22 protein-coding genes are annotated in these 23529 nt (G+C 69.8%); 9 read left to right on the top strand and 13 right to left on the bottom strand.

Annotated features, from left to right (window positions below):
- Positions 1-23: 23 nt before the first annotated feature.
- Positions 24-3431 (bottom strand): pyruvate carboxylase, encoded by a 3408-nt coding sequence (locus ACFVDO_RS00370; protein WP_378858035.1) that lies wholly within the window; start codon positions 3429-3431, stop codon positions 24-26.
- An 85-nt stretch (positions 3432-3516) separates the two neighbouring features.
- On the opposite strand from ACFVDO_RS00370, the gene ACFVDO_RS00365 reads away from it, so the two are divergent.
- The gene (locus ACFVDO_RS00365) at positions 3517-4329 is read left to right on the top strand and encodes a ParA family protein (protein WP_378858036.1); all 813 of its coding nucleotides are present in this window, start codon (positions 3517-3519) and stop codon (positions 4327-4329) included.
- A gap of 89 nt (positions 4330-4418) precedes the next feature.
- Here ACFVDO_RS00365 and ACFVDO_RS00360 read toward each other — a convergent pair whose 3' ends face one another.
- The 3 genes from ACFVDO_RS00360 to ACFVDO_RS00350 all read right to left on the bottom strand — a co-directional run bounded on the left by ACFVDO_RS00360 (position 4419) and on the right by ACFVDO_RS00350 (position 6247).
- The gene (locus ACFVDO_RS00360) at positions 4419-4964 is read right to left on the bottom strand and encodes a MerR family transcriptional regulator (protein ID WP_378858037.1); all 546 of its coding nucleotides are present in this window, start codon (positions 4962-4964) and stop codon (positions 4419-4421) included.
- 120 nt (positions 4965-5084) lie between these two features.
- Positions 5085-5765: a MerR family transcriptional regulator gene (locus ACFVDO_RS00355; protein WP_378858038.1), complete on the bottom strand. Its 681-nt coding sequence runs from the start codon at positions 5763-5765 to the stop codon at positions 5085-5087.
- Positions 5765-6247, bottom strand: a complete 483-nt coding sequence (locus ACFVDO_RS00350; RefSeq protein WP_378858039.1) for an FHA domain-containing protein — start codon at positions 6245-6247, stop codon at positions 5765-5767. The genes ACFVDO_RS00355 and ACFVDO_RS00350 overlap by 1 nt, the downstream gene beginning before the upstream one ends.
- 88 nt (positions 6248-6335) lie before the next feature.
- Between ACFVDO_RS00350 and ACFVDO_RS00345 the strand changes: the two genes are divergently transcribed.
- The 3 genes from ACFVDO_RS00345 (at position 6336) to ACFVDO_RS00335 (ending at position 9898) form a co-directional block, all read left to right on the top strand.
- On the top strand, positions 6336-6995 hold the full coding sequence (locus ACFVDO_RS00345; RefSeq protein WP_378858040.1) for a copper resistance protein CopC: 660 nt from the start codon (positions 6336-6338) through the stop codon (positions 6993-6995).
- Between the two features lie 9 nt (positions 6996-7004).
- Positions 7005-8402, top strand: coding sequence for a dihydrolipoyl dehydrogenase (lpdA, locus tag ACFVDO_RS00340; RefSeq protein ID WP_378858041.1), 1398 nt, complete (start codon positions 7005-7007; stop codon positions 8400-8402).
- 68 nt (positions 8403-8470) lie between these two features.
- On the top strand, positions 8471-9898 hold the full coding sequence (locus ACFVDO_RS00335; RefSeq protein WP_378858042.1) for a serine hydrolase domain-containing protein: 1428 nt from the start codon (positions 8471-8473) through the stop codon (positions 9896-9898).
- Between the two features lie 14 nt (positions 9899-9912).
- On the opposite strand, the gene ACFVDO_RS00330 is transcribed toward ACFVDO_RS00335, so the two are convergent.
- The 4 genes from ACFVDO_RS00330 to ACFVDO_RS00315 are packed head-to-tail and all read right to left on the bottom strand — an operon-like array spanning position 9913 to position 11584.
- Entirely contained in the window at positions 9913-10533 is a 621-nt protein-coding gene (locus ACFVDO_RS00330) for a CYTH domain-containing protein (protein ID WP_378858043.1), read from the bottom strand.
- Complete coding sequence (locus tag ACFVDO_RS00325) at positions 10526-10741, bottom strand: response regulator (RefSeq protein ID WP_378858044.1); 216 nt, start codon at positions 10739-10741, stop codon at positions 10526-10528. Before ACFVDO_RS00325 ends, ACFVDO_RS00330 begins: the two co-directional genes overlap by 8 nt.
- Positions 10742-10766: 25 nt before the next feature.
- On the bottom strand, positions 10767-11240 hold the full coding sequence (locus ACFVDO_RS00320; protein ID WP_378886820.1) for a prepilin peptidase: 474 nt from the start codon (positions 11238-11240) through the stop codon (positions 10767-10769).
- Positions 11241-11293: 53 nt separating this feature from the next.
- Entirely contained in the window at positions 11294-11584 is a 291-nt protein-coding gene (locus ACFVDO_RS00315; protein ID WP_378858046.1) for a DUF1905 domain-containing protein, read from the bottom strand.
- Between the two features lie 102 nt (positions 11585-11686).
- Between ACFVDO_RS00315 and ACFVDO_RS00310 the strand changes: the two genes are divergently transcribed.
- The 3 genes from ACFVDO_RS00310 to ACFVDO_RS00300 are packed head-to-tail and all read left to right on the top strand — an operon-like array spanning position 11687 to position 17431.
- Positions 11687-12406, top strand: a complete 720-nt coding sequence (locus ACFVDO_RS00310; RefSeq protein WP_378858047.1) for a hypothetical protein — start codon at positions 11687-11689, stop codon at positions 12404-12406.
- Positions 12403-13953, top strand: a complete 1551-nt coding sequence (locus ACFVDO_RS00305; protein ID WP_378858048.1) for a DNA polymerase Y family protein — start codon at positions 12403-12405, stop codon at positions 13951-13953. Before ACFVDO_RS00310 ends, ACFVDO_RS00305 begins: the two co-directional genes overlap by 4 nt.
- Positions 13954-13987: 34 nt before the next feature.
- Positions 13988-17431 (top strand): error-prone DNA polymerase, encoded by a 3444-nt coding sequence (locus tag ACFVDO_RS00300; RefSeq protein WP_378858104.1) that lies wholly within the window; start codon positions 13988-13990, stop codon positions 17429-17431.
- A 9-nt stretch (positions 17432-17440) separates the two neighbouring features.
- On the opposite strand, the gene ACFVDO_RS00295 is transcribed toward ACFVDO_RS00300, so the two are convergent.
- Together ACFVDO_RS00295 and ACFVDO_RS00290 are read right to left on the bottom strand one after the other, a co-directional pair.
- Positions 17441-18232 carry an ABC transporter ATP-binding protein gene (locus tag ACFVDO_RS00295; RefSeq protein ID WP_378858049.1) on the bottom strand — a complete coding sequence of 264 codons (792 nt, stop codon included), beginning with the start codon at positions 18230-18232 and terminating at the stop codon, positions 17441-17443.
- On the bottom strand, positions 18229-18924 hold the full coding sequence (locus ACFVDO_RS00290; RefSeq protein WP_378858050.1) for a FadR/GntR family transcriptional regulator: 696 nt from the start codon (positions 18922-18924) through the stop codon (positions 18229-18231). Before ACFVDO_RS00290 ends, ACFVDO_RS00295 begins: the two co-directional genes overlap by 4 nt.
- A 158-nt stretch (positions 18925-19082) precedes the next feature.
- On the opposite strand from ACFVDO_RS00290, the gene ACFVDO_RS00285 reads away from it, so the two are divergent.
- Positions 19083-20495 carry a 2-isopropylmalate synthase gene (locus ACFVDO_RS00285; RefSeq protein ID WP_378886819.1) on the top strand — a complete coding sequence of 471 codons (1413 nt, stop codon included), beginning with the start codon at positions 19083-19085 and terminating at the stop codon, positions 20493-20495.
- 44 nt (positions 20496-20539) lie between these two features.
- On the opposite strand, the gene ACFVDO_RS00280 is transcribed toward ACFVDO_RS00285, so the two are convergent.
- From ACFVDO_RS00280 to ACFVDO_RS00270, 3 genes are all read right to left on the bottom strand, one after another.
- Positions 20540-21379, bottom strand: coding sequence for an SDR family NAD(P)-dependent oxidoreductase (locus ACFVDO_RS00280; RefSeq protein ID WP_378858052.1), 840 nt, complete (start codon positions 21377-21379; stop codon positions 20540-20542).
- 86 nt (positions 21380-21465) lie between these two features.
- Positions 21466-22695, bottom strand: coding sequence for an ankyrin repeat domain-containing protein (locus ACFVDO_RS00275; RefSeq protein ID WP_378858053.1), 1230 nt, complete (start codon positions 22693-22695; stop codon positions 21466-21468).
- Between the two features lie 126 nt (positions 22696-22821).
- Complete coding sequence (locus ACFVDO_RS00270; RefSeq protein ID WP_378858054.1) at positions 22822-22980, bottom strand: hypothetical protein; 159 nt, start codon at positions 22978-22980, stop codon at positions 22822-22824.
- A gap of 122 nt (positions 22981-23102) precedes the next feature.
- On the opposite strand from ACFVDO_RS00270, the gene ACFVDO_RS00265 reads away from it, so the two are divergent.
- Positions 23103-23477, top strand: a complete 375-nt coding sequence (locus ACFVDO_RS00265) for an SHOCT domain-containing protein (protein ID WP_378858055.1) — start codon at positions 23103-23105, stop codon at positions 23475-23477.
- The last annotated feature ends 52 nt before the right edge of the window (positions 23478-23529 follow it).

Below are 23529 nucleotides of genomic sequence, written 5' to 3'. Positions count from 1 at the left end.
TGCGAACACGTCGCCCGCCAAGATTACTGGCCGGGACTGATCACGACCAAAAGATCACCCGCGTCCACCTGCTGTGTGGAGCCGATCGCGACCCGCTCCACAGCGCCCGAGACGGTCGCGGTGATCGCCGCCTCCATCTTCATCGCCTCGATGGACGCCACAGGCTGGCCGACCCGCACCGCGTCACCCACAGCGACCTGCAGCGTCACCACGCCGGAGAACGGCGCCGCCACCTGACCGGGCTGGGCGGAGTCGGCCTTCTCGGCCTCGTGAGCGTCGACGGACACGGAGCGGTCGCGCACCGACACCGGGCGGAGCTGGCCGTTCAGCGTCGTCATCACGGTGCGCATGCCGCGCTCGTCGGCATCACCCACCGCCTCGAGCCCCACGTAGAGCTGCACGCCGCGATCGATCTCGATGAGATGCTCTTGCCCCGGCACCAGCCCGTAGAGGTAGTCGCCGGTCTCGAGCACGGACAGGTCGCCGTACCGCTCCCGAGTCTGCTCCAGTTCGCGCGTCGGCGCGGGGAAGAGCAGCTCGTTCAGCCTGGCGCGTCGCCCGGCGCTGTCACCCGCGAGCACCCGCTCGTCGTCGGCGGAGATGTCCGTGACGGTGGGGCGGACCGCACGCCCGGCGAGCACCTTGGTGCGGAACGGTTCGGGCCATCCGCCCGGCAGGTCGCCGAGTTCGCCGGCCATGAAGCCGATCACGGACTCCGGCACGTCGTAGTTCTGCGGGTTCTGCGCGAAATCGGCGGGGTCAGCCCTGACAGCGGCGAGGTGCAGCGCGAGGTCACCGACGACCTTCGACGACGGCGTGACCTTCGGCACCCGCCCGAGGATCGCGTTCGCCGCGGCGTACATGTCCTCGATGAGTTCGAAGTCGTCCGCGAGCCCCAGCGCCTTCGCCTGCTGGCGCAGATTCGACAGCTGCCCACCGGGGATCTCGTGGTGGTAGACACGTCCGGTGGGGCCGGGCAGACCGGATTCGAACGGAGCGTACTGGCGGCGCACCGCTTCCCAGTACGGCTCCAGATCCGAGACGCCGGCCAGGTCGATCCCGCTGTCCCGCTCCGTGTGCGCGAGTGCGGCGACCAGCGCCGAGAGAGAGGGCTGGCTGGTGGTGCCGGACAGTGGTGCGGACGCCGCATCCACCGCGTCCACGCCGGCGGCGGATGCTGCCAGCAGCGTGGCGAGCTGGCCACCCGCGGTGTCGTGCGTGTGCAGGTGCACCGGCAGATCGAACCGCTCGCGCAGTGCGGTGACGAGCTTCGTCGCCGCGGCAGGGCGCAGCAGGCCCGCCATGTCCTTGATCGCCAGCACATGCGCACCGGCATCGGCGATCTGCTCGGCCAGCCGCAGGTAGTAGTCCAGTGTGTAGAGGTCTTCCGCGGGGTCGAGCAGGTCGCCCGTGTAGCAGAGCGCCACCTCCGCCACCGCGGAGCCCGTGGCCCGGACCGCATCGATCGCCGGGCGCATCTGGGCGACGTCGTTCAGCGCGTCGAAGATGCGGAAGATGTCGATGCCGGATGCCGCGGCCTCCTGCACGAACGCGTCGGTGACCGCTGTCGGATAGGGGGTGTACCCGACGGTGTTGCGACCGCGCAGCAGCATCTGGATCGCGATGTTCGGCAGCGCGGTGCGGAGCTTGTCCAGCCGCTCCCACGGGTCCTCACCGAGGAAGCGGAGTGCGACGTCATAGGTCGCGCCGCCCCAGGCCTCGACCGAGAGCAGACCCGATGTGAGCCGCGCGAGGTGCGGTGCAGCCGCCACCAGGTCGCGGGTGCGCACCCGGGTCGCCAGCAGGGACTGATGCGCATCACGGAACGTCGTGTCGGTGATCGCGAGCGCCGTCTGCGCGCGCAGCGACCGGGCGAATCCCTCGGGGCCGAGTTCGAGGAGCCGCTGGCGGGAGCCCGCCGGTGGCTCGGCGCTGAGGTCGATCGCAGGAAGCTTCGCGCTCGGATCGGCAGTGCCGGGGTGGGGCCCGTTCGGCTTGTTGACCGTGACGTCGACCAACCAGTTCAGGATCTTCGAGCCGCGGTCCTTCGAGACCCGGCCCTGCAGCAGCTCCGGTCGCTCGTCGATGAAGGAGGTGCTGATGTCGCCCGCGACGAAGGCCGGGTCGTCGAGCAGCGCCTGCAGGAACGGGATGTTGGTCGACACCCCGCGGATACGGAACTCCGCCAGTGCGCGACGTGCCCGGGAGACCGCTGCGGGGAAGTCGCGACCGCGACACGTCAGCTTCGAGAGCATCGAGTCGAAGTGCGGGCTGATCTGCGCGCCCTGATGCACGGTGCCGCCGTCGAGGCGGATGCCGGCGCCGCCGGGCGAACGATAGGTGGTGATCTTGCCGGTGTCGGGGCGGAAGCCCTGTGCCGGGTCCTCCGTCGTGATCCTGCACTGCAGCGCCGCGCCACGCAGCCGGATGCCCTCCTGCTGGAGGCCGAGCTCGGCGAGGGTGGCGCCGGATGCGATGCGGATCTGCGCCTGCACCAGATCGACGTCGGTGATCTCCTCGGTGACGGTGTGCTCCACCTGGATGCGCGGGTTCATCTCGATGAACACCACCTCGCCGGTGCGCTCCCCTGCCGTCTCCAGCAGGAACTCGACCGTGCCGGCGTTCACGTAGCCGATGGAGCGGGCGAACGCGACCGCGTGCCGGTGCAGCTCCTGCCGCACGTCGTCGTCCAGGTTCGGCGCCGGCGCGATCTCGACGACCTTCTGATGGCGACGCTGCACAGAGCAGTCGCGCTCGAAGAGGTGCACGGTCTCGCCCGTGGCATCCGCCAGCACCTGCACCTCGATGTGCCGGGGGCGCAGGACGGCCTGCTCCAGGAACATCCGCGGGTCGCCGAAGGCGCTCTGCGCCTCGCGCATCGCCTCGGCCAGAGCGGCCGCGAGTTCGTCCTTCGTCTCGACGCGCCGCATCCCTCGGCCGCCGCCGCCGGCGACGGCCTTCGCGAACAGCGGGAATCCGATCGCGTCGGCCTGGCCCACCAACACGTCCACGTCGTCGGACGCCTCTGTCGAGCGCAGCACCGGAACTCCGGCACCGATCGCATGCCGCTTCGCCTCGACCTTGTTCCCCGCCATCTCCAGCACCCGCGAGGGCGGACCGATGAACGCGATGCCGGCGGCGGCCGCCTTCTCGGCGAGCTCGGGGTTCTCCGAGAGGAATCCGTAGCCCGGATAGATCGCGTCAGCGCCCGACTCCGCCGCGACCCGGACGATCTCGTCCACATCGAGATAGGCGCGCACCGGATGCCCGCGCTCACCGATCTCGTACGCCTCGTCGGCCTTCAGACGATGAATCGAACCGCGGTCCTCGTACGGGAACACCGCGACGGTGCGCGCCCCCACTTCGAAGGCCGCCCGGAACGCACGGATCGCGATCTCGCCGCGGTTGGCCACCAGGATCTTCTGGAACATGCACACCTCTGGATCAGTGCACGCGGACGCACACAGGAGCGGGGCTGAGTGTTCACTCAGACTAGGGCACTGTAGGTTGGAGGATGTGCACGTACTCAGCGTCAGCTCCCTCAAAGGAGGCGTAGGCAAGACGACCGTGACCCTCGGTCTCGCCAGCGCCGCCTTCGCCCGTGGCATCCGTACCCTCGTGGTCGACCTCGACCCGCAGTCCGATGTCTCGACCGGCATGGACATCCAGATCGCCGGCAGGCTGAACATCGCCGACGTGCTGGCCAGCCCCAAGGAGAAAGTGGTCCGTCAGGCGATCACCACCAGCGGGTGGACGAAGGTGCACCCGGGCACCATCGACGTGCTGATCGGCAGCCCCTCCGCGATCAACTTCGACGGCCCGCACCCCAGTGTGCGCGATGTGTGGAAGCTCGAGGAGGCGCTGGCGACCGTCGAGAGCGAGTACGACCTCGTGCTCATCGACTGCGCCCCCTCGCTGAACGCGCTCACCCGCACCGCATGGGCGGCGAGCGACCGCGTCTTGGTCGTGACCGAGCCCGGTCTGTTCTCCGTCGCCGCGGCCGACCGCGCGCTGCGCGCGATCGAGGAGATCCGCCGTGGTCTCTCCCCTCGTCTGCAGCCCCTCGGCATCGTCGTGAACCGCGTGCGTCCGCAGTCCATCGAGCACCAGTTCCGCATCAAGGAGCTGCGCGACATGTTCGGCCCGCTGGTGCTCTCCCCGCAGCTTCCCGAGCGCACCTCGCTGCAGCAGGCACAGGGCGCCGCGAAGCCGCTGCACATCTGGCCCGGTGACTCCGCGCAGGAGCTCGCCGCCGACTTCGACCAGCTGCTGGACCGCATCGTGCGCGCCGGCAGGGTCCCTGTGCCGGAGACCGGCGCACAGGCCTGACGCGGCCACCCTTCGTCTCGCCGCGCTCGCTCAGGAAAGCAGAGAACGCCCGGCTTCAGCCGGGCGTTCTCGTATGTCTGGGGTGCTGATCAGGCGGTGCGCTTGGCGCGCCGCTGCGCGAGCTCGTCGACCGGGTCGGGCGCGGTCGGGTCGAACTCGACAAGGGTCGACTCGACCTCGCGGAGCACCTTGCCGACGGCGATGCCGAACACGCCCTGCCCGCGGCTGACCAGGTCGATCACCTCGTCGTTGGAGGTGCACAGGTAGACGGAGGCGCCGTCGCTCATCAGCGTCGTGCCGGCGAGGTCACGGATGCCGGCGGCGCGGAGCTGCTCGACAGCGATGCGGATCTGCTGCAGCGAGATGCCGGTGTCGAGCAGGCGCTTGACCAGCTTGAGGACGAGGATGTCGCGGAAGCCGTAGAGGCGCTGGGAACCGGAACCGCTCGCGCCGCGCACGGTGGGGACGACCAGTTCCGTGCGCGCCCAGTAGTCCAGCTGGCGGTACGTGATGCCCGCCGCTCGTGCCGCGATCGCACCACGGTAGCCGACCTCGTCGTCCATCGCGGGAAGTCCGTCCGTGAAGAGGAGTTCGGTCACGAAGCGCGGGTCTCCGGAGAGCTCATCCGCATTCATAATTGTCTCCTCCTCAGACGGGTGCCACTCCCCCCGGAGCAGCTATCTCCACGGTAGAGCAGGGGTGGTGGTCGGGCAACGACATCCGGTGCGCGCCGGAGGTGTGTCGCAACCTGTTCGTTATGAGAGCATCCGCGACAGCGCCGCGGACACCAGGATGCCGCGCGCCTCATCGATGCGGGCGGCGAGCTCAGGAGCCAGCTCGCCGGCGCGTCCGCGGGATGCGGCATCGGTGCGGCGCAGCATGGGCTGCAGCGCCGACTCGATCAGCGCCACCTCGCGCTCCGCGCCCTGGCGCAGTGTGCGCAGATGGCGCGGCTCGATGCCGTGACGGTCGAGGGCGACCAGACTGCGCAGCAGCGCGACGGTCTGGTCGGTGTAGGTGTCTGCGGCGGCGATCAGGCCGGTGCTGACCGCATCGTTCAACAGCTGCGGCGCGGCGCCGGCCGCCCGCAGCAGCTCGTCGCGACGGTACCGGCGCGTCGGAGGCGTTATCGACGGCGGAGGCGAGACCGGCTGCCCGCTGGCGGCGTCATCGAGCTGTTCGCGGATGACGTCCAGCGGCATGTAGTGGTCGCGCTGCAGGGTGAGCGCGGTGCGCAGCCGCTCGACGTCGGCCGCGGAGAACTTCCGGTAGCCGGACTCGGTGCGTGACGGTGTGACGATCCCCCGCGCCTCGAGGAAGCGCAGCTTGCTGGCCGTGATCTCGGGGAAGTCCGGCGTCAGTCTCGACAGCACCTGACCGATGCTCAGCAGGCCCGTGGGCGCTGCGCGCTCGCGGGCTGGGGACGCGGCCGCCATCAGGCGTTCGCAGCCGCGACGTCGACCGGAGAGGCGAAGAAGTTGAGCCGGAACTTGCCGACGCGCACCTCGTAGCCGTTCTGCAGCAGGCTGCGGTCAGCGCGTTCGCCGTTCACGTAGGTGCCGTTCAGCGAGCGCTGATCGATGATCTCGAACGAGGTGCCGGTGCGGGTGATCTCGGCATGACGACGCGACACGGTCACATCATCGAAGAAGATGTCCGCCTCGGGATGGCGACCGATCGTCGTCACGTCCGCGTCGAGCAGGTATCGCGCGCCGGCCAGTGCGCCGGAGCGCACCAGCAGCAGTGCGGACCCCGAGGGCAGGGCGGAGATCGCCGACTGCTCGGCTTCGGTCAATTCGACTCCGAACGGCACGAACGACAGATCGGAGTCGTGTCCGAATGTCTGCGTCACATCGTGGCGCTGCTCGCCGCTGCGGTGGATCGCGTCGTCGCCGTATCGGCTCTGGCTGTCAGTCACGGGTCGCCCTCCTTTCGTCAAGACTAACGGATCGGAGCAGCGCATCGGGAGGGTCTCGGGGCACAGGATGCCGACCTAGGCTGGAGTCGTGCAGACAACCTGGTCCTCTCGAAGAACTCCGATCGTCGCGCTGCTCGCAGCGCTGCTGACCGCCGCCCTGCTGCTGGCCGGCCCGCTGTCCGCCTCGGCGCACGACGAGCTCGTCTCCGCGACCCCCGCTGCGGATGCCACCGCGGAGACCCTTCCCGCTCAGCTCGTGCTCACCTTCAGCGGGGACGTGCTGGACGCCGATGGCGCGACGATGATCCAGGTGACCGATCCCTCCGGCGCCCCCGTCACCGACGGTGCGCCGACCGTGGACGGCACGACCGTCACGCAGCCCCTCGCGGAGGGCGGCCCCGCCGGGGCCTATCACGTCGCGTGGAAGGTCGTCTCGGCGGACGGGCATCCGATCGCCGGCGAGTACGCCTTCACGGTGACCACCGGGACCGAGGTCAGCACACCGACCCCGACCCCGGTGCCGACCGTGACCGAGACCGCCCCCGCCCCCACCGTGACCGTCACGACCACCCCTGCACCCGCTCCCGGCTCCGCCTCTGCGGTGTGGCTGTGGGTGCTTCTGATCGTCGCGGTCCTGGTCGTCGCCGGCATCGCGATCTGGCTCGGCCTTCGGCGCAGGCCCGCCGGCGGCGAGGATGCCGCGTCATCCGATGACTCCCCCGCCTCCACCGATCCCTCTGACCGATAGGCTGAGAACATGCCACACTACGATGTCGTCATCCTCGGCGCGGGCCCTGGCGGATACGTCGCCGCCGTCCGCAGCGCACAGCTCGGACTGTCCACCGCCATCATCGAGGAGAAGTACTGGGGAGGGATCTGCCTCAACGTGGGCTGCATCCCCTCGAAGTCGCTCCTGAAGAACGCGGAGATCGCGCACACGTTCACCCACAAGGCCGACTTCTTCGGCATCTCCGGCGACGTGAGCTTCGACTTCGGCGCGGCGTTCGACCGCAGCCGCAAGGTCGCGGACACCCACGTCAAGGGCATCCACTTCCTGATGAAGAAGAACAAGGTCACCGAGTACGACGGCCGCGGCACCTTCACCGGCCCGAAGGCGATCTCGGTCGCGAAGTCGGACGGCACGACCGAAGAGGTCACCTTCGACAACGTGATCATCGCCACCGGCTCGACGGTGCGCCTGCTGCCGGGCGTGCAGCTCAGCGACAACATCGTCACCTTCGAGGAGCAGATCCTCTCCCGCGACCTGCCCGAGTCGATCGTCATCGTCGGCGCCGGCGCGATCGGCATGGAGTTCGCCTACGTGCTGACCAACTACGGCGTGAAGGTCACCATCATCGAGTTCCTCGACCGCGCCCTCCCCAACGAGGACGTCGAGGTCTCGAAGGAGATCCAGAAGCAGTACAAGAAGCTCGGCGTCGACATCCTCACCTCGACCGCGGTGAAGACCGTCACCGACAACGGCTCGTCGGTGCACGTCACCTACGAGACCCGAGACGGCCAGCCCGGCGAGATCACCGCCGGCAAGGTGCTCATGTCGGTCGGCTTCGCGCCGAACGTGAACGGCTTCGGCCTGGAGAACACCGGCGTCGCCCTCACCGAGCGCGGTGCGATCGACATCGACGACCACATGCGCACCAACGTCGAGGGCATCTACGCGATCGGCGACGTCACCGCCAAGCTGCAGCTCGCGCACGTCGCCGAGGCGCAGGCCGTCGTCGCCGCCGAGACCATCGGCAAGGCCGAGACCATGACGCTGGGCGACTACCGGATGATGCCTCGTGCGACGTTCTGCCAGCCGCAGGTCGCCAGCTTCGGCCTCACCGAGGAGCAGGCGCGTGCCGAGGGTCGCGAGATCAAGGTCGCGAAGTTCCCGTTCAGCGCGAACGGCAAGGCCAACGGTCTGGGCGAGCCGATCGGCTTCGTCAAGCTGATCGCCGACGCCGAGCACCTCGAGCTCATCGGCGGCCACCTGATCGGCCCCGACGTGTCCGAGCTCCTCCCCGAGCTGACGCTGGCCCAGAAGTGGGACCTCACCGCACTCGAGGCCGCCCGCAACGTGCACACCCACCCGACCCTGTCGGAGGCGCTGCAGGAGGCCTTCCACGGCCTCGCGGGTCACATGATCAACCTCTGATCGATCCCGATCGGAACGAGGGCGGTGCGATTCTTCGCACCGCCCTCGTTCATTCTGCAAAGGCGCCGATGTCAACCGAACTGCTGCCGCGCTCCACGCCCGCCGTCCAGGGAGTGTCATCGCGCGCCGTCGCGGCGATGCTCGACCGGCTCGCGGCCAGGGGCATCGAGTGCCACTCCCTGATGGTCGTGCGGCGTGGGCATGTGATCGCCGAGGGCTGGTGGGCGCCGTACTCGGCGGAGCGCCCGCATCTGCTCTATTCGCTGACCAAGTCGTTCACGTCGATCGCGGTCGGACTCGCCGTCGAAGACGGCCTGCTGGCTCTCGACGACCGGGTCGCCGACGTCCTGCCGGACCACGTGCCGTCGGATGCGTCGAAGCAGGCCCTCCGTCTCACCGTCCACCATCTGCTGACGATGACCGCCGGGCACGAGACCGACACTCTCGTCGGGGCCTGGGAGCGAGAGCCCCAGGATCTTGTGAAGGGATTCCTGAGCATCCCGCCCATCGCCACCGAAGGCACCCTGCACACCTACGACAATGCGACGACCTTCATCCTGGCGCGCATGGTGGAGCGAGTGACCGGCCGGCCGCTGGACGAGTTCCTGGACGAGCGCCTCTTCGCGCCCATGGGGATCACCGACGCGGACTGGGATCGCGTCGGCAGCGGCGCCGTGTTCGGCTTCCACGGCCTGCATCTGCGCACCGAGGCCGTCGCCGCCTTCGGCGAGCTCCTGCGGCGCGGAGGCCTCTGGGGTGGGCAGCGGCTGGCGCCTCGGGAGTGGGTGAGCCTCGCGACGCGATCGCATGTCGAGAGCCGTTACCACCCGGAGATCGCGCATGCTCCGGACTTCCGGTCCGGCTACGGCTATCAGATCTGGATGTCGCAGCACGGATTCCATGGCAACGGCGCGTTCGGACAGCACTGCATCGTCGTCCCCGAGCACGAGCTCGTCGTGACCGTCACCTCGGCGCAGACGACGGTGGAGCATGCCCAGGATGTGCTCGACGCCGTGTGGGACTGCCTGCTTCCCGGCATGGACCGCCCCACCCCCGCCGAGGACCACGGACTGGAGGAGCGGATGCGTGATCTGCGGCTGCCGGTGCTGCGGAACTCCGAGGCAGGATCCGAGCGCTCCCTCACCACTGCGATCGACGCAGCCGTTCCGGACTCAGCGCTGCCGCACGGGACCACGATCCGCGTGGAGCCGGCGGACGACGGTTGGACCGTTCGCGTCGGCTCCCTGTTCGAGGTCCCCGTGGGACGTGCACGCTGGCGCGACAGTGCCCCACTCGGCCGTCCGGTGTCCGCGTCGGGAGGCTGGCGGGGCGATACCTTCATCGCCGATCTGCAGCTGACGGCCTCGCCGCACCGGGTGCGTCTCACCGCGAGGCCTCAATCGGCCACCGCCGTCTGGACCACGGTGCCCCTGACGACTTCGGATCTGATCCTGCACCTCACGGCGCCGCTGATGACGCGGCCCGAGGTCGCCTGAGGACAGCGCTGGGCTCAGCGCCCGAGCGCGCGGGCGAGCTTCGACCCGGAGGAGGGGTCGCGGGCGCCGGCGGCGAAGATCGCCTTCTCGGCCGCTGCGAAGAACGCCTGGCGCCCCGCCTCGTCTACGGGTGCCGCGGGGCCCAGCTCGAGCTCCCACTCGCGCCACTCGCGACGGGAGCCGTCGCGAAGGTCGGTGGCGCGCACGTGGTCGTCCACGAACTCGGCGAGCACGCCGGCAGGCCCGGAAAGGCGGATGGCGGTGCGGGTGTTCTCGATCCGAGCGATGGGCCGAAGAGCGGAGGCCTGCACCGGCGCGATCGCGTCGGCGACGGCATCCGGGACCACACCCTCTTCGCCCAGCGGCCAGCCGAGCTCGACCCGGCCGTCGCCGGTGCGCGGTCCCTTCAGATGCCACCCGGCATCCGGACCGCCGGTGCGGCGACGCAGAGCGTGGCCTGAGGCCGCGAGGGCGAACTCCGCGGTGTCGAGGTACTGCGCGTCGAGCTCGCGCAGCTCCCCCGGAGACGCCGAGGACACGCCGTCGACCGACGTCCAGTCCGGGAGCGGTGTGTCCGCATCGACGTCGTACTTGCGCTCGACCTCGACCGACCGGGATGGCGCGGGATCAGACATCGGCGGGATTGATGTCCTCGAGGGACTCGTCGTACCAGAAGTCGATCTCGGTGGGTCCGTCGGTCGTGCCGGTGTTCTGCGGCTCGCCACGACGGTTGTAGACGATCTGCGTCTCGCTGTAGGGGACGATCAGCTTGTCGTCAGCATCGTCACCGATGGGGATGATCTGCCCGTCCAGCGGGCCACCGTGAAGTCGCGCGAGTGCCATGAGCACACCATAGCGCCTGGCGCCCTCATCCGATCGCGATGCCGAGCACCGCGCCGACGATCATCCACGGACCGAACGCGATGCGGGTGCTGCGGTCGGCTCTGCGCAGCGCCATGAGGACGAGCGCGTAGAGCGCACCGAGCACGAAGGCGGATGCTGCGCCGATCGCGAGCGCCTGCCAGCCGTGCCAGCCCAGCACGAGCCCGATCACGGCGGCGAGCTTCACATCGCCACCGCCGATCCCCTGCCTGCTGACCATCCGCATGGCCGCGTAGAAGCCTGCCAGCAGCAGCATCCCGAGCAGCGATCCCACCAGGCGCGCGGTGTCACCGGTGATCAGCGCCTCCATGCCGACGAGCAGCAGCAGGGCTCCGAGCGTCGGCAGCACGATGCGGTTCGGCAGCCGGTGCGTGCGGGCATCGATGACGAGCAGCCACGCGCCGACGCCGGCCAGCGCGACGTGCGCGAGGACGGCGATGAGGTCGTGGAGTGTCACCATCGCAGGTTAGGCGAGATGCGCGACGGGCGGGGACACCCTGTGGACAACCACGTTCAGAGGTCGAGGATCTCGAGGTCGACGATCACCGTGCCGCCCTCCTCGATCCCCTCCGCGGCGCGCACCTGCTTCTTCAGCGGCAGCACGTACCCGCCCTTCCCCGGGAAGATCGATGTGGTCCACTCCGTGCCGCCGATCCGTGCTCGCACCCGCAGCGATCCGAAGCCGCGCGGCGGCGAGGGCAGCTCTCGGATCTCCCTGGAGAGTTCCTCGGGCATGATCGCGAAGAACCACGCCTCGGTCCTGGCGTCCCATCGGATGACGTCACTCTCGTACTCGATCCGCATGCCCTCAGAGTAGTTCAGCCCCTTCGAAACCTGATGTCCGATGTTCTGATTACGATCCGAGATGAACTTGTTCTTTTCGAATATCTCTTCGAGGATGGATGTATGGGGATCAGTACTCTGCGGGCGCTCTCCCCCGCCGACGAGCGGGCGGGCGAGGTCCTGCGCCTGCGTCGCGAGATCGGGCGGATGCAGCGGGTCCGCAGCGATGAGAAGGTGCTGCCGGTGCCGCCCGCGCTGGAGCAGATCCTGCCCGGGGGCGGCCTCGCCGCCGGCACCGTCTATTCGGTCTCACCTTCGCTGAGCCTGATCTTCGCGCTGCTCAGCGCCTCTTCGCAGCGCGGATCGTGGTGCGCGGCGGTCGGCCTGCCCGACCTCGGCGTCGAGGCTGCGGCCGCGGCGGGGATCGACCTCGAGCGTCTGGTGCTCGTCCCCGATCCTGGTCCGCGCTGGCTGGCCGTGCTCTCGGCACTGGTCGAGATCATCCCGCTCATCGCAGTGCATCCGATGTCCCCGCCGCAGGATGCGGAGGCTGCGCGCCTCGCCGCGCGGCTGCGCGACCGCGGCTGCACGGTGCTCGCGACCTCGCCCTGGCCCCAGAGCGAGGGACTGATCAGCCTCCACGACCCGCAGTGGGAGGGCCTCGGCGAGGGATGGGGGCTGCTCGAGGACCGCACGGTGACGGTGACCGCGCAGACCCGCACCCGCCCGCGCCCTCAGGGCATACGGGTGCGGCTGCCGGGTCGGCTCGGCGTCGTGGAGCAGGTCGAGCAGACCGCACCGGCGCCGATCCCCATCGACACGAGATGGGCGGCGGCAGGATGATCCCCGCGAACAGGATGCACGTGCTGCGCTTCCCGGACTGGCCGCTGCGCGCGGTTCTGGGAGAGCCGCCGCCGCATCCGCCGGTCGCCCTGGTGCGGCAGAACACCGTCGTCGCGTGCACGGCCTCGGCCCGCGCGCTCGGCGTGCGCGTCGGCCAGCGCCGGCGGCTCGCGCAGGGGCGCGCGCCGTCACTGCGGATGCTGCCGCACGATCCCGCCCAGGACGAGCGGGCCTTCGTGCCGGTGCTGCGCCTGATCGAGCAGCATGCGCCGGGCGTGCTGCTGCTGCGGCCGGGGATGGCAGCGCTGCGCTCCCGGGGTGTGTCCCGCTTCCACGGCGGCGAGGCGGAGGCCGCGGACGCCCTGCTCGCGATGCTCGCAGCGGAGGGTTACCCCGAGTCGATGATCGGCGTCGCCGACGGCGCCTTCACCGCCGAACTGGCGGCGCTGCGCGCCGAGGGCGAGTCCACGCGCCGGGCGATCGTGCCTGCGGGCGGATCGCGCGACTTCCTCGCCCCCGTCCCCGTGCGCTCGCTCGGTGACGAGGAGCTGGCGAGTCTGCTGGCGCGCCTCGGCGTGCACACCCTTGGCGAGTTCGCCGCGCTGGGTGAGAGCGCTGTGCGCGACCGGTTCGGCGAGCACGGAGCCAGGCTGCACGCCCTCGCGCAGGGTGCGGACTCGCGCCCTGTCGATGCCAGGCCGCCCGACCCCGAGCTCGCCGGGGAGATCTCCTTCGACACGCCGCTCGGGCAGGCCGATCAGATCGCGTTCGCCGTGCGGCAGACGGCGGATGTCGTGATGCTGGGGCTCGCCGACGCCTCTGTGGTGTGCACCGAGGTGCGCATCGATCTCACCGACGATGACGGCAGAGTGAACTCGCGCACCTGGCTGCATCCGACCTGCTTCGAGGCAGCCGATCTCGTCGACCGGGTGCGCTGGCAGCTCGAGGCGCTTGCGGGAGACTCCCGCGGCGACGACCACGACGCCGCGCACGCGTTCCGCGGGATCGTCGGAGTGCGCATCGAACCGGTGGCCGTCGACGACGCCGCGCACCATCAGCCCGCGCTGTTCGGCCAGGCGAGCGATGAGCGGCTGCATCACGCACTCTCCCGAGTGCAGACGATCGTGGGGCACAACGGCGTCGTCACCGCCGCTGTGGCCGGTGGCCGCTGGCTGTCCGATCGGCAGGTGCTCACGCCCTGGGGCGAGCGCCCCATGGCGCCGCGTGATCCCGCCCGTCCCTGGCCGGGAAGCCTGCCGGGGCCGCATCCTGCCGAGGTGTTCGATCCACCGCGACCGATCCGGGTGCGTGCCGCCGGCGACGCCGCCATCGAGGTCGACGAGCGCGGCGCGCTCTCCGCTGCTCCCGCCTATGTCGAGGGCGCCGCCGTGGCCTCCTGGGCGGGCCCGTGGCCGGTGCAGGAGCATCGTTGGGATGCCGGCCGGGCCCGCATCGGACAGCGCTTCCAGCTGGTCGATGAACGCCAGCGGGCCTGGCTGGTCGTCCTCTCCGAAGGCGGATGGCTGGCTGAAGGACGGTACCGATGAGCACGGTTTCAATGAGCAGAGGGCGGTACCGCTGATGGGCTTCCACAACCCCGATCTCACCTGGGCCGAGTTGGAGCGCACGCTCAGCGAACCCACCACACCACCGTCCGCCGAGCCCCTCGGCACCCGCGTCGACCCTGGGCCGCTCAGTCGGCACCGGGCTCCCATTGTCCCTCCGCCGGTGATCCGCCCCGACGATGCCGTCCCCTACGCGGAGCTGCACGCGCACTCGTCGTTCTCCTTCCTCGACGGCGCCTCTTCCCCCGATGATCTGCTCGCCGAAGCCGAGCGGCTAGGGCTCACGGCGCTCGCGATCACCGACCACGACGGGTTCTACGGCGCCGCCCGGTTCGCCGAGGTCGCCGAGCTGACCGGTGTGCAGACGGTGTTCGGCGCCGAGCTCTCACTCGACCTGCCCACACCGCAGAACGGCATCCCCGATCCGGTCGGCGACCATCTGCTGGTGCTCGCGCGCGGGCGGGAGGGCTACCGCCGGCTGTCCTGGGCGATCACGCAGGCACAGCTGCGCGGCGGCGAGAAAGGGCGCCCGGTCTACGACCTGGACGAGCTCGCGGCGAGCGCGGAGGGCCATTGGACGATCCTCACCGGATGCCGCAAGGGCGGGGTGCGGCGTGGGCTCGCGCACGGAGATGCCCAGACACCGCTGCGACGCCTGGTGGATCTGTTCGGCCGCGACCAGGTGGTCGTCGAACTCATCGACCACGGTGATCCTCGCGACACCGGGCGCAACGACACCCTGGCCGCCCTGGCCGGCGAGCTGCATCTGCCCACCGTGGCGACCAACAACGTGCACTATGCCGCCCCCGCACAGGCCGGACTCGCCGAGGCCGTGGCGTCCGTGCGCGCCACCCGCAGCATGGATGACCTGGACGGCTGGCTGCCTGCGCACGGCTCGGCGCATCTGCGCAGTGGCCTCGAGATGACCGAACGGTTCCGCCGATACCCCGGGACGATCGAACAGAGCCTGCGGATCGCGGCGGACTGCGCCTTCCCGCTGCGCAAGGCGAAGCCCGACCTGCCCCGGCTGGACATCCCCGGCGGCATCCCTCCGATGCAGCATCTGCGCGAGCTGGTGTGGGCGGCCGTGCCGGAGCGGTATCCGCGCCTCGATGCGGACGGCCGCTCGCGCATCGAGCGCGAGCTGAACGTCATCGAGGAGAAGGACTTCCCCGGGTACTTCCTCATCGTGCACGGCATCGTCGCGGAGGCACGGAATCGCGGCATCCTCTGCCAGGGGCGGGGCTCGGCCGCGGCGAGCGCGGTCTGCTACCTGCTGGGCATCACCGCCGTCGATCCGATCCTGTACCGGCTCCCCTTCGAGCGCTTCCTCGCCACCACGCGCACCGAGGAGCCGGACATCGACGTGGACTTCGACTCCGGCCGGCGCGAGGAGATCATCCAGTGGGTGTTCCGGGAGTACGGCCGTGACCGTGCCGCGCAGGTGGCCAACGTCATCCAGTACCGCCCGAAGAACGCGGTACGCGACATGGCTCGCGCCCTCGGGCACTCCCCGGGCCAGCAGGATGCCTGGTCGAAGCAGGTCGACGGCTGGAGCAACGGCATCGAGGTGCCCGAGGGCACCGACATCCCCGGTGACGTGCTCGCCTACGCGGGCGAGCTGCTGAAGGCGCCGCGGCATCTCGGCATCCACTCCGGCGGAATGGTGCTGACAGCCCAGCCTGTCGGCGAGGTCGTACCGGTCGAGCACGCGCGGATGGAGGACCGCACCGTCATCCAGTGGGACAAGGACGACGCCGCCTCGATGGGGTTGGTGAAGTTCGACCTGCTGGGGCTGGGGATGCTGGCCGCGCTGCGGCACTGCTTCGATCTCGTCGAGGAGGCCACTGGAGAGGTCTGGACGCTCGCCTCGCTCCCCAAGGAGGAGCCGGCGGTGTACGACATGCTCTGCCGGGCCGACTCGATCGGAGTGTTCCAGGTGGAGTCCCGGGCGCAGATGGGCCTGCTCCCGCGGCTGCAGCCGCGGGAGTTCTACGAGCTGGCCGTGCAGATCGCCCTGATCAGGCCCGGCCCCATCCAGGGCGGCGCCGTGCACCCCTTCGTCAAGCGCAAGGTCGAGAAGGACCGGATCGCCAGGGCGAACCGGGAACACGCCGCCCGCGGGGAGCCCCTGGAGCAGCAGCGCATCCCCTATGCGCATCCGGATCTCGAGCCGGTACTCAAGCGCACCCTGGGCATCCCGGTGTTCCAGGAGCAGCTGATCCAGATGGCCACGACGCTCGGCGACTGCACCGCCGACGAGGCCGACCTGCTGCGCCGCGCGATGGGTTCCAAGCGCGGGATGGAGAAGATCGAGAAGATCAGAAAGTCCCTGTACGCGGGAATGGCACGACGGGGGTTGAGCAAGGAGACCTCCGATCGCATCTACGCGCAGATCCAGGCGTTCTCGAACTTCGGCTTCGCCGAGTCGCACTCGCTCTCGTTCGCCCTGCTCGTCTACGCCAGCTCGTGGCTGAAGCTGCACTATCCGGCGGCATTCCTCGCGGGGCTGCTGCGGTCGCAGCCGATGGGGTTCTACTCGGCCTCGACCCTGACCTCCGACGCCCGCAGGCACGGCGTGAAAGTGCTGCGGCCGGATCTGCATCTCTCCGGCGCGACCGAGACTCTGGAGCGGATCAAGGACGGTGCCGCCCCCACCGGCCTTGATGCCTGTCTCGCCACCCCTCAGCCCCCTATCACCCCCTTCGATCGCTCCGCCCCCGACGTGTCGGCCGCGCATCGGCGGGACGGGCGGTTCGCCGTGCGGCTCGGGCTGTCCGGCGTCCGGGGCATCGGCACGCCGCTGGCCGAGCGGATCGTGGCGTCCCGCGAGCAGGGCGGCCCGTTCCGTGACCTGCACGACCTGGTGCGCCGCACCGATGCCACGGCCGCCCAGCTGGAGGCGCTGGCCACGGCCGGGGCGTTCGAGAGCCTCGGGCTGAGCAGGCGCGAGGCGATCTGGACGGCCGGGACCGCCGCCGAGGACCGCGCCCGCTATCTGCCTGGTACGGCGATCGCGGTGCAGCCGCCGCTGTTCCCCGATCAGACCGGATACGAACGGCTGGCGGCGGATCTCTGGGCGACCGGGATCTCGACCGACGACCATCCGATGGCGCACTTCCGCGCCGCGCTGAGCGAGCGCGGGGTGCTCACCTCCGATCGTCTGCGCACCCACGAGGAGGGGCGCCGCATCGAGGTGGCCGGCATCGTCACGCACCGGCAGCGGCCGGCGACCGCGAGCGGCATCACCTTCCTGAACCTCGAGGACGAGCGCGGCCTGGTCAACGTGATCTGCTCACCCGGGGTGTGGGGGCGCTACCGCCGGATCGCCCGCGACTCCCCCGCGCTCATCGTCCGCGGCATCCTGGAACGCTCCGCCGAGGGTGTGGCCAACCTGTTGGCCGACGGCTTCGAGGACCTGCGCACCGGGCTGGAGCACCGCTCCAGGGACTTCCGCTGAGAGCACGGCTCATCCGTGTCGCCCCGCCCTCGCCGACCAGCGACCGCGATGCTTCATGACCTCGATCGGATACCGGAACGCGTGCGTGATCGTCGTGGTGGTGAGCACCTCGTCGACGGGCCCGGCCGAGACGACCTCGCCATCCGAGATCACCAGGGCGTGCGTGGTCGTCTCGGGCAACTCCTCGAGATGGTGCGTGACCAGGATGCTGGTCATCCCCGGATCATGCTGCACGAGCCCGTCGACCGTCTCGAGGAACTGCTCCCTGGCCGCGACGTCCAACCCCGTCGTCGGCTCGTCCAGCAGCAGCAGGTCTGGCCGGATCACCAGTGCGCGGGCGATCAGCACCCGGCCGCGTTCCCCCTGTGACATCGTGAACCAGTTCGCCTCTCGACGATCGCCGAGACCCACGACGTCGAGCATCGCCTGTGCGCGCTCCACCTCATCGGCCTGCGGCGACCACCGCATCGGCGTCTCGACGGTCCCGGTCAGTCCGGTCAGCACCACCTGGGTCGCCGAGAGGGGCGAGTCCAGTGGATGCCGCGGATTCACATGCCCGATCCGCCGTCGCAGCGCCTGCAGGTCGACGCGCCCGATGCGGTGCCCGAGCACGTCGACGGTGCCCTCGCTCGGATGCGTCAGTGCGCCGCAGAAGCCCAGGATCGTGCTCTTCCCCGCGCCGTTCGGCCCGAGCAGTGCCCACCTCTCGCCGGCCCGCACACTGATCGTGATGCCGCGGAGGATCGGGCGACCGCCTCGGCGGAAGTGCACATCGCGCAGTTCCAGCATCGGCGCCGTCATGCCAGCGCCTCGGCCAGTCCCGCGAGATGCGCACGGCTGAGTGCGGCGGCGGAATCCGCGTCCCTGCCCGCGACCGCTTCGACGAGCCGCTCATGCATGTCGTGATCCTCTGCGTCACCGAAGGAGGAGCGCATCCGCAGCATGTCGATCATCGCCAGGCGAAGGCGCGGCGTGAGCGCGTCGAAGAGCTCGGCGAGCACCGGGTTGTGCGCCGCCGCGACGACGGTGCGATGCAGTGCCAGATCCGCATCCACGTGTCCCTCGATCAGCGCGCGCGAGCCTCGCGCCCCACTCTCGAGTCGGGACTCATCCCTGGCGAAGAGCGCCTGCCGCATCGCGCGCACATCCGCAGGTGTGCGCCGCCGCGCCGCGAGGGCGGTGCACTCGCCCTCGATGGCGGCGCGCGTCTCGATCACCGCGAGGATGTCCGCACGGCGCAGCACCTCGTCCCAGTCGTCGCGGGCCTCGAGCGCCGCGACGAACACACCCGCACCCTGACGCGTCACAAGCACGCCTCTTCCTGCGAGCTGCCGGATCGCCTCACGCACCGTCGACCGGCCGACACCGAGCTGCGGGGCCAGAGTGGTCTCGCCGGGCAGTCTCTCGCCGAGCGCCCACTCGCCGGCTCCGATCCGGTCGAGCAGCACCTGAGCCGCACGGTCCGCCAGCGTCTCCCGCATCGCCTGTGCCATCTCAACCTCTCTGCTTGTCTGAGGAGTTGTGTTACAGTCTAGCCATGCTTCCCCATAGCTCTCTTCTTCTTCGCCGCCACGGCGGGGCCTGACACGACCGGCTCCCTCGCCGTGGGGGTCGTCGACGCCGGTCGACAGCATCGACCGAAGAAGAGATCATGGCCCCGTTCCCCACACTGTCCACTCCGTCCGGCCCCGTTCCTGCGAACGCCCCGACGTGGAATCCCCAGCGCGCATCACAGATGCCGTCGCACCGATATCGGGACGTCTTCTCCCGTGTCGACGTGCCCCTGCACGAGAGGAGCTGGCCGTCACGCCGCCTGAGCACCGCACCACTCTGGGTGCCTGTCGACCTGCGCGACGGCAACCAGGCGCTCGCCGAGCCGATGGATCCGGCCAGAAAGCGTCGATTCTTCGAGCTCCTCGTCGCGATGGGCTACAAGGAGATCGAGGTCGGCTGCCCCTCCGCCTCGCAGACCGACTACGACTTCGTCCGCCTGGTCGCCGACTCGGACATCGCCCCCGATGACGTCACGATCGTGGTGTTCACCCCTGCGCGGCGCGACCTCATCGAGCGCACGGTCGCGTCGATCCGCGGCATCCGCAACCCCGTCGTCATCCACCTCTACACGGCGACCGCACCGATCTGGCGGGAGGTCGTGCTCGGACGCGACCGGGACGACCTGCGTGAGCTGATCCTGGCCGGCGGCCGCGAGGTGCTGCGCCTGGCCGGCGACCTGCCCAACGTGCGGTTCGAGTTCTCCCCGGAGGTGTTCAACCAGACCGAGCCGGACTTCGCGCTGGAGATCTGCGACGCCATGACCGAGCTGTGGGATGCCTCCACCGACCGACCGGTCATCCTCAATCTGCCCGCCACCGTCGAGATCGCGACACCGAACGTCTATGCCGACCAGATCGAGTACATGCACCGCCACCTTGCACGTCGCGAGGCCGTCATCCTCTCGGTGCATCCGCACAACGACAGGGGCACGGGCGTCGCCTGCGCCGAGCTGGCCCTCCTTGCCGGCGCGCAGCGTGTGGAGGGGTGCGTCTTCGGCAACGGGGAGCGCACTGGCAACGTCGATCTGGCCACGCTTGCGCTGAACCTGCACGCTCAGGGAGTCGACCCCATGATCGACTTCACGGACATCGACGAGATTCGCCGCACGGTTGAGCACTGCAATCGCATCGAGATCCAGCCGCGGCATCCCTATGCCGGTTCCCTGGTGCACACGGCGTTCAGCGGCACACACCAGGACGCGATCCGGAAGGGGCTCGCCGAGCACCGCGACCGTGCCGCTGCGGAGGGGCGCCCGGAGAGCGAGATCGCCTGGCGGGTGCCCTACCTGCCCATCGATCCCGCCGACATCGGACGCGGTTACGAGGAGGTGATCCGAGTCAACTCGCAGTCCGGCAAGGGCGGCATCGCACACCTGCTGGAGAGCGCCTACGGAATCACCCTGACGCGCGAGGAGCAGATCGCGCTGGCCCAGCGCGTGCAGCAGCACACCGACGCGACCGGCCGCGAAGTCACCGCCGAGGAGGTGCGGCGGCTGCTGCTGGCCGGCTGAACCGAGCGGGGCGACGCGGCTTCGTTCCGTCGCCCCGCATCCGCTCACATGTCGGGGTTGAGCACCGGCACGACGCGGCCGCGGATCATCTCCGCGCGAGGCACGACACCCGCGTCCACGGCCTCGGGCTGCGGCGTCACCCAGTACTGGCCCTCGGCGACCTGCGCGAACACGCGCCGGGCGTGCTCCTCCGCGGTGATGCCGATGGTGTCGGCCCGCTGCTGCAGTGCATCGTTGAAGGCCTGCGCCTCGGGCAGGGTGCCCTCCTTCGCGGTCACGAAGATGTCGCTCTTCACGGAGTCGGGCAGCACCACCGACACCTGGATCGGCGCCTTCATCATCTGCAGCTCGTAGTGCAGCGACTCGGTGAGGGCCAGAGTGCCGAACTTCGTGACGCTGTACGGAGCCATCAACGGGCTGGGGAAGATCCCGCCGATCGAAGAGACCTGCACGATCCACCCAGGAGTACCCTGCGCGAGCATCCGCGGCACGAACGCACGGAGCACATTGACGTAGCCGCCGATGTTGATGCGCAGCATCGCGTCCCACCGTGCCGCGGGGATCTCCCACGACCAGCCCATCGCCATGATCCCCGCGTTGTTGATGAGCATGTCGACGGAACCGAAGCGCGCGATCGCGCGATCGGCGAGGTTCTCGACCGAGGCATCGTCGGAGACATCGGTGACGACGGCCTCGACCTCGGCGCCACCGGCGCGGAGTTCCTCGGCGAAGGCCTCGAGTCGTTCGGCGGCGATGTCGGCGAGGACGAGCTTCATACCCACCTCAGCGGCCTGCCTGGCGAACCCCGAGCCGATCCCCGCGGAGGCGCCCGTGATGACGACGGTCCTCCCTGCGAACTTCTCGAACTGCGACGTGTCGGACATGACTTCTCCTCATCCGCGGGCGCTCTCCGTCCGCACTCACTTCCATGCGATTGGATGCCATAAGCGTCGATCCAGTCCTGCCCAGACTAGCCGCCGAGAATCGTCACGATCTCATCGAAACCCAGCCGACGGGCGTTGTCGAGGGCGGTCCGGCCGTGTGCATCCGTGATGCCGGGATCGGCACCCGCGGCGAGCAGGGTCTTCACGATCCGCTGCGCGTTCCCGTCGCCGCCGCCGAACACGACGGCCTCCTGGATCGCCGTCCAGCCGTTGGTGTTCACATGGTTCAGATCGATGCCCAGCTGCACGACCCGGTCGATGTAGTCCGCGTGACCGCGCTCAGCGGCCGGGTTCGCGGGCGTCCCGCCGCGACGGTTCAGGATCGCGAGGTCGGGCTGCCCCGGCAGCAGTGCATCGAGCATCCGCACGCTTCCGGTGACGCCGGTCATCACCCACGGCGTGTCCTTGCGATAGTCGAGCGCGTCGGGGTCGGCGGCGAGCGCGACGAGCAGCTGGGCCACCTCGACGCGATCCGCCATGACGGCGTGCATGAGCGGTGTGCGCTGCAGATGCGCATCGCGTGTCTCGAGGTCGGCGCCGGCGCGGATGGCCAGCATCGCCGCGTCCGCGTCTCCGGCATCCGCGGCGGCCAGCAGCGCGGCATCCGGGTTCGAAGGAGCCCTGCCGTCACGGGCGGCCTCGAGGATCGACCGTGTGCCGTCGAAGCCCCGTTGCTCGGCCATCTGCAGCGGAGTGCTCCCCTCGCTGCCGGAGCGCCGGTCGAACTCCGCGCCTCCTGCGATGAGGGCGCGAACGGTCAGCTGATAGGTCTCGCTGTCCTGACCGAAGATGACGGCCTCGTGGATGGCCTGGTAGCCGATCCGGTTCGCGTGGTCGCGGTCGATGCCCGCCTGCAGCAGCTGTCCGACGATGTAGCCGTGGCCCCGCTCCGCGGCGCGGATCAGTCCGGTTCCGTTCCAGCTGTCCTTGTCGTCGACCTCTGCGCCGTGCGTGAGGGTGAGGCGCAGCAGGTCGAGGTACCCCTCGCTGGTCGCGACCAGATACGCGGACTGCACAGTGTCGTCCTTGGAGTTCACGTCGGCGCCCCGCGCGATCAGCTCGGACGCCGCGGCGACGTCATCCTGCCAGGCGGCGTCGCGCAGATCGGCGTCCAGCCGGTCCTGCGGACTCGGGGTCGGCGCCGCCGCCGAGCGCGACGGCACGGGGACTGCGGCCGGCGCGCAGGCGACGAGCACGGATGCCGCGGCGACGGCGAGGCCGGTGACGGCGAGGGCTCTGCGAGGGATGCGGTGCATGTCGGACTCCAGACGGGGACGGGACCTCAAGTCTTCCGCCGCGCCGCTGCTGCGGCATCGTCCGGCCGGCCAGGCCGTCATGACCGATCGGATGATGCGCTGCGGCGCGACATCACCCGCGAAGACTCACCAGTGCCGGTCGCGGGGCTCCGCGGGACGCTTGTCCGTGCCTCCCCAGCGCTCCGCCTCCGCCTTCGCGGCGGCGACGGCGGCATCGGCCTCGCGGAGTGCCTCCTCGGCATCCGCCGCGCGATCCGCGTCGCTCCGCTCGTCCTTCATCTCCATGAATCCAGAGTAAGCGCCGTAACCGGGACCGGGCTCGTCACCCGAATAGAATGAATGGCTCGTGTCGGGGGGCCGCAGCACGATAGCGTCATCACCAAGACCTCAAACAGGGAGATACAACAATGGGTTTCTGGGACTTCTTCTGGTACATGATCTGGGCGTTCTTCTTCATCGCCTACCTCATGGTGCTGTTCTCGATCATCGGAGACATCTTCCGCGACCGTAAGCTCAACGGCTGGCTGAAGGCGGTCTGGATCATCTTCCTGATCTTCGTGCCGTTCCTCACCGCGCTGGTCTACCTGATCGCCCGTGGCCAGGGCATGGCCGAGCGCAGCGCTGAGCAGGCGCAGCAGGCGAAGGACGCCACCGACTCGTACATCCGTCAGGCTGCGGGCAAGAGCGCGTCGGACGAGATCGCGGATGCTGCCAAGCTGCTCGCCGCGGGCACCATCACCACCGAGGAGTACGAGAAGCTGAAGGCCAAGGCCCTCGCCTGATCGGCATCCTCCGATAGCAGTGCATCCGAAGGGGGTGTCGGACAGCGTCCGG

It is taken from the genome of Microbacterium sp. NPDC057741, from assembly GCF_042798735.1.
Lineage (GTDB): Bacteria > Actinomycetota > Actinomycetes > Actinomycetales > Microbacteriaceae > Microbacterium.
The sequence above is the reverse complement of the archived record's forward strand: the minus strand, read 5'-3'. Positions and strand labels throughout refer to the sequence as shown.

Excerpts from the sequence above, each read along its gene's own strand:
- ACFVDO_RS00370 (WP_378858035.1), bottom strand. The coding sequence starts at position 3,431 with ATGTTCCAGAAGATCCTGGTGGCCAACCGCGGCGAGATCGCGATCCGT.
- ACFVDO_RS00360 (WP_378858037.1), bottom strand. The coding sequence starts at position 4,964 with ATGAATGCGGATGAGCTCTCCGGAGACCCGCGCTTCGTGACCGAACTC.
- ACFVDO_RS00355 (WP_378858038.1), bottom strand. The coding sequence starts at position 5,765 with ATGGCGGCCGCGTCCCCAGCCCGCGAGCGCGCAGCGCCCACGGGCCTG.
- lpdA (WP_378858041.1), top strand. The coding sequence starts at position 7,005 with ATGCCACACTACGATGTCGTCATCCTCGGCGCGGGCCCTGGCGGATAC.
- ACFVDO_RS00335 (WP_378858042.1), top strand. The coding sequence starts at position 8,471 with ATGTCAACCGAACTGCTGCCGCGCTCCACGCCCGCCGTCCAGGGAGTG.
- ACFVDO_RS00330 (WP_378858043.1), bottom strand. The coding sequence starts at position 10,533 with ATGTCTGATCCCGCGCCATCCCGGTCGGTCGAGGTCGAGCGCAAGTAC.
- ACFVDO_RS00325 (WP_378858044.1), bottom strand. The coding sequence starts at position 10,741 with ATGGCACTCGCGCGACTTCACGGTGGCCCGCTGGACGGGCAGATCATC.
- ACFVDO_RS00320 (WP_378886820.1), bottom strand. The coding sequence starts at position 11,240 with ATGGTGACACTCCACGACCTCATCGCCGTCCTCGCGCACGTCGCGCTG.
- ACFVDO_RS00315 (WP_378858046.1), bottom strand. The coding sequence starts at position 11,584 with ATGCGGATCGAGTACGAGAGTGACGTCATCCGATGGGACGCCAGGACC.
- ACFVDO_RS00310 (WP_378858047.1), top strand. The coding sequence starts at position 11,687 with ATGGGGATCAGTACTCTGCGGGCGCTCTCCCCCGCCGACGAGCGGGCG.
- ACFVDO_RS00305 (WP_378858048.1), top strand. The coding sequence starts at position 12,403 with ATGATCCCCGCGAACAGGATGCACGTGCTGCGCTTCCCGGACTGGCCG.
- ACFVDO_RS00300 (WP_378858104.1), top strand. The coding sequence starts at position 13,988 with ATGGGCTTCCACAACCCCGATCTCACCTGGGCCGAGTTGGAGCGCACG.
- ACFVDO_RS00295 (WP_378858049.1), bottom strand. The coding sequence starts at position 18,232 with ATGACGGCGCCGATGCTGGAACTGCGCGATGTGCACTTCCGCCGAGGC.
- ACFVDO_RS00290 (WP_378858050.1), bottom strand. The coding sequence starts at position 18,924 with ATGGCACAGGCGATGCGGGAGACGCTGGCGGACCGTGCGGCTCAGGTG.
- ACFVDO_RS00285 (WP_378886819.1), top strand. The coding sequence starts at position 19,083 with ATGGCCCCGTTCCCCACACTGTCCACTCCGTCCGGCCCCGTTCCTGCG.
- ACFVDO_RS00280 (WP_378858052.1), bottom strand. The coding sequence starts at position 21,379 with ATGTCCGACACGTCGCAGTTCGAGAAGTTCGCAGGGAGGACCGTCGTC.
- ACFVDO_RS00275 (WP_378858053.1), bottom strand. The coding sequence starts at position 22,695 with ATGCACCGCATCCCTCGCAGAGCCCTCGCCGTCACCGGCCTCGCCGTC.
- ACFVDO_RS00270 (WP_378858054.1), bottom strand. The coding sequence starts at position 22,980 with ATGGAGATGAAGGACGAGCGGAGCGACGCGGATCGCGCGGCGGATGCC.
- ACFVDO_RS00265 (WP_378858055.1), top strand. The coding sequence starts at position 23,103 with ATGGGTTTCTGGGACTTCTTCTGGTACATGATCTGGGCGTTCTTCTTC.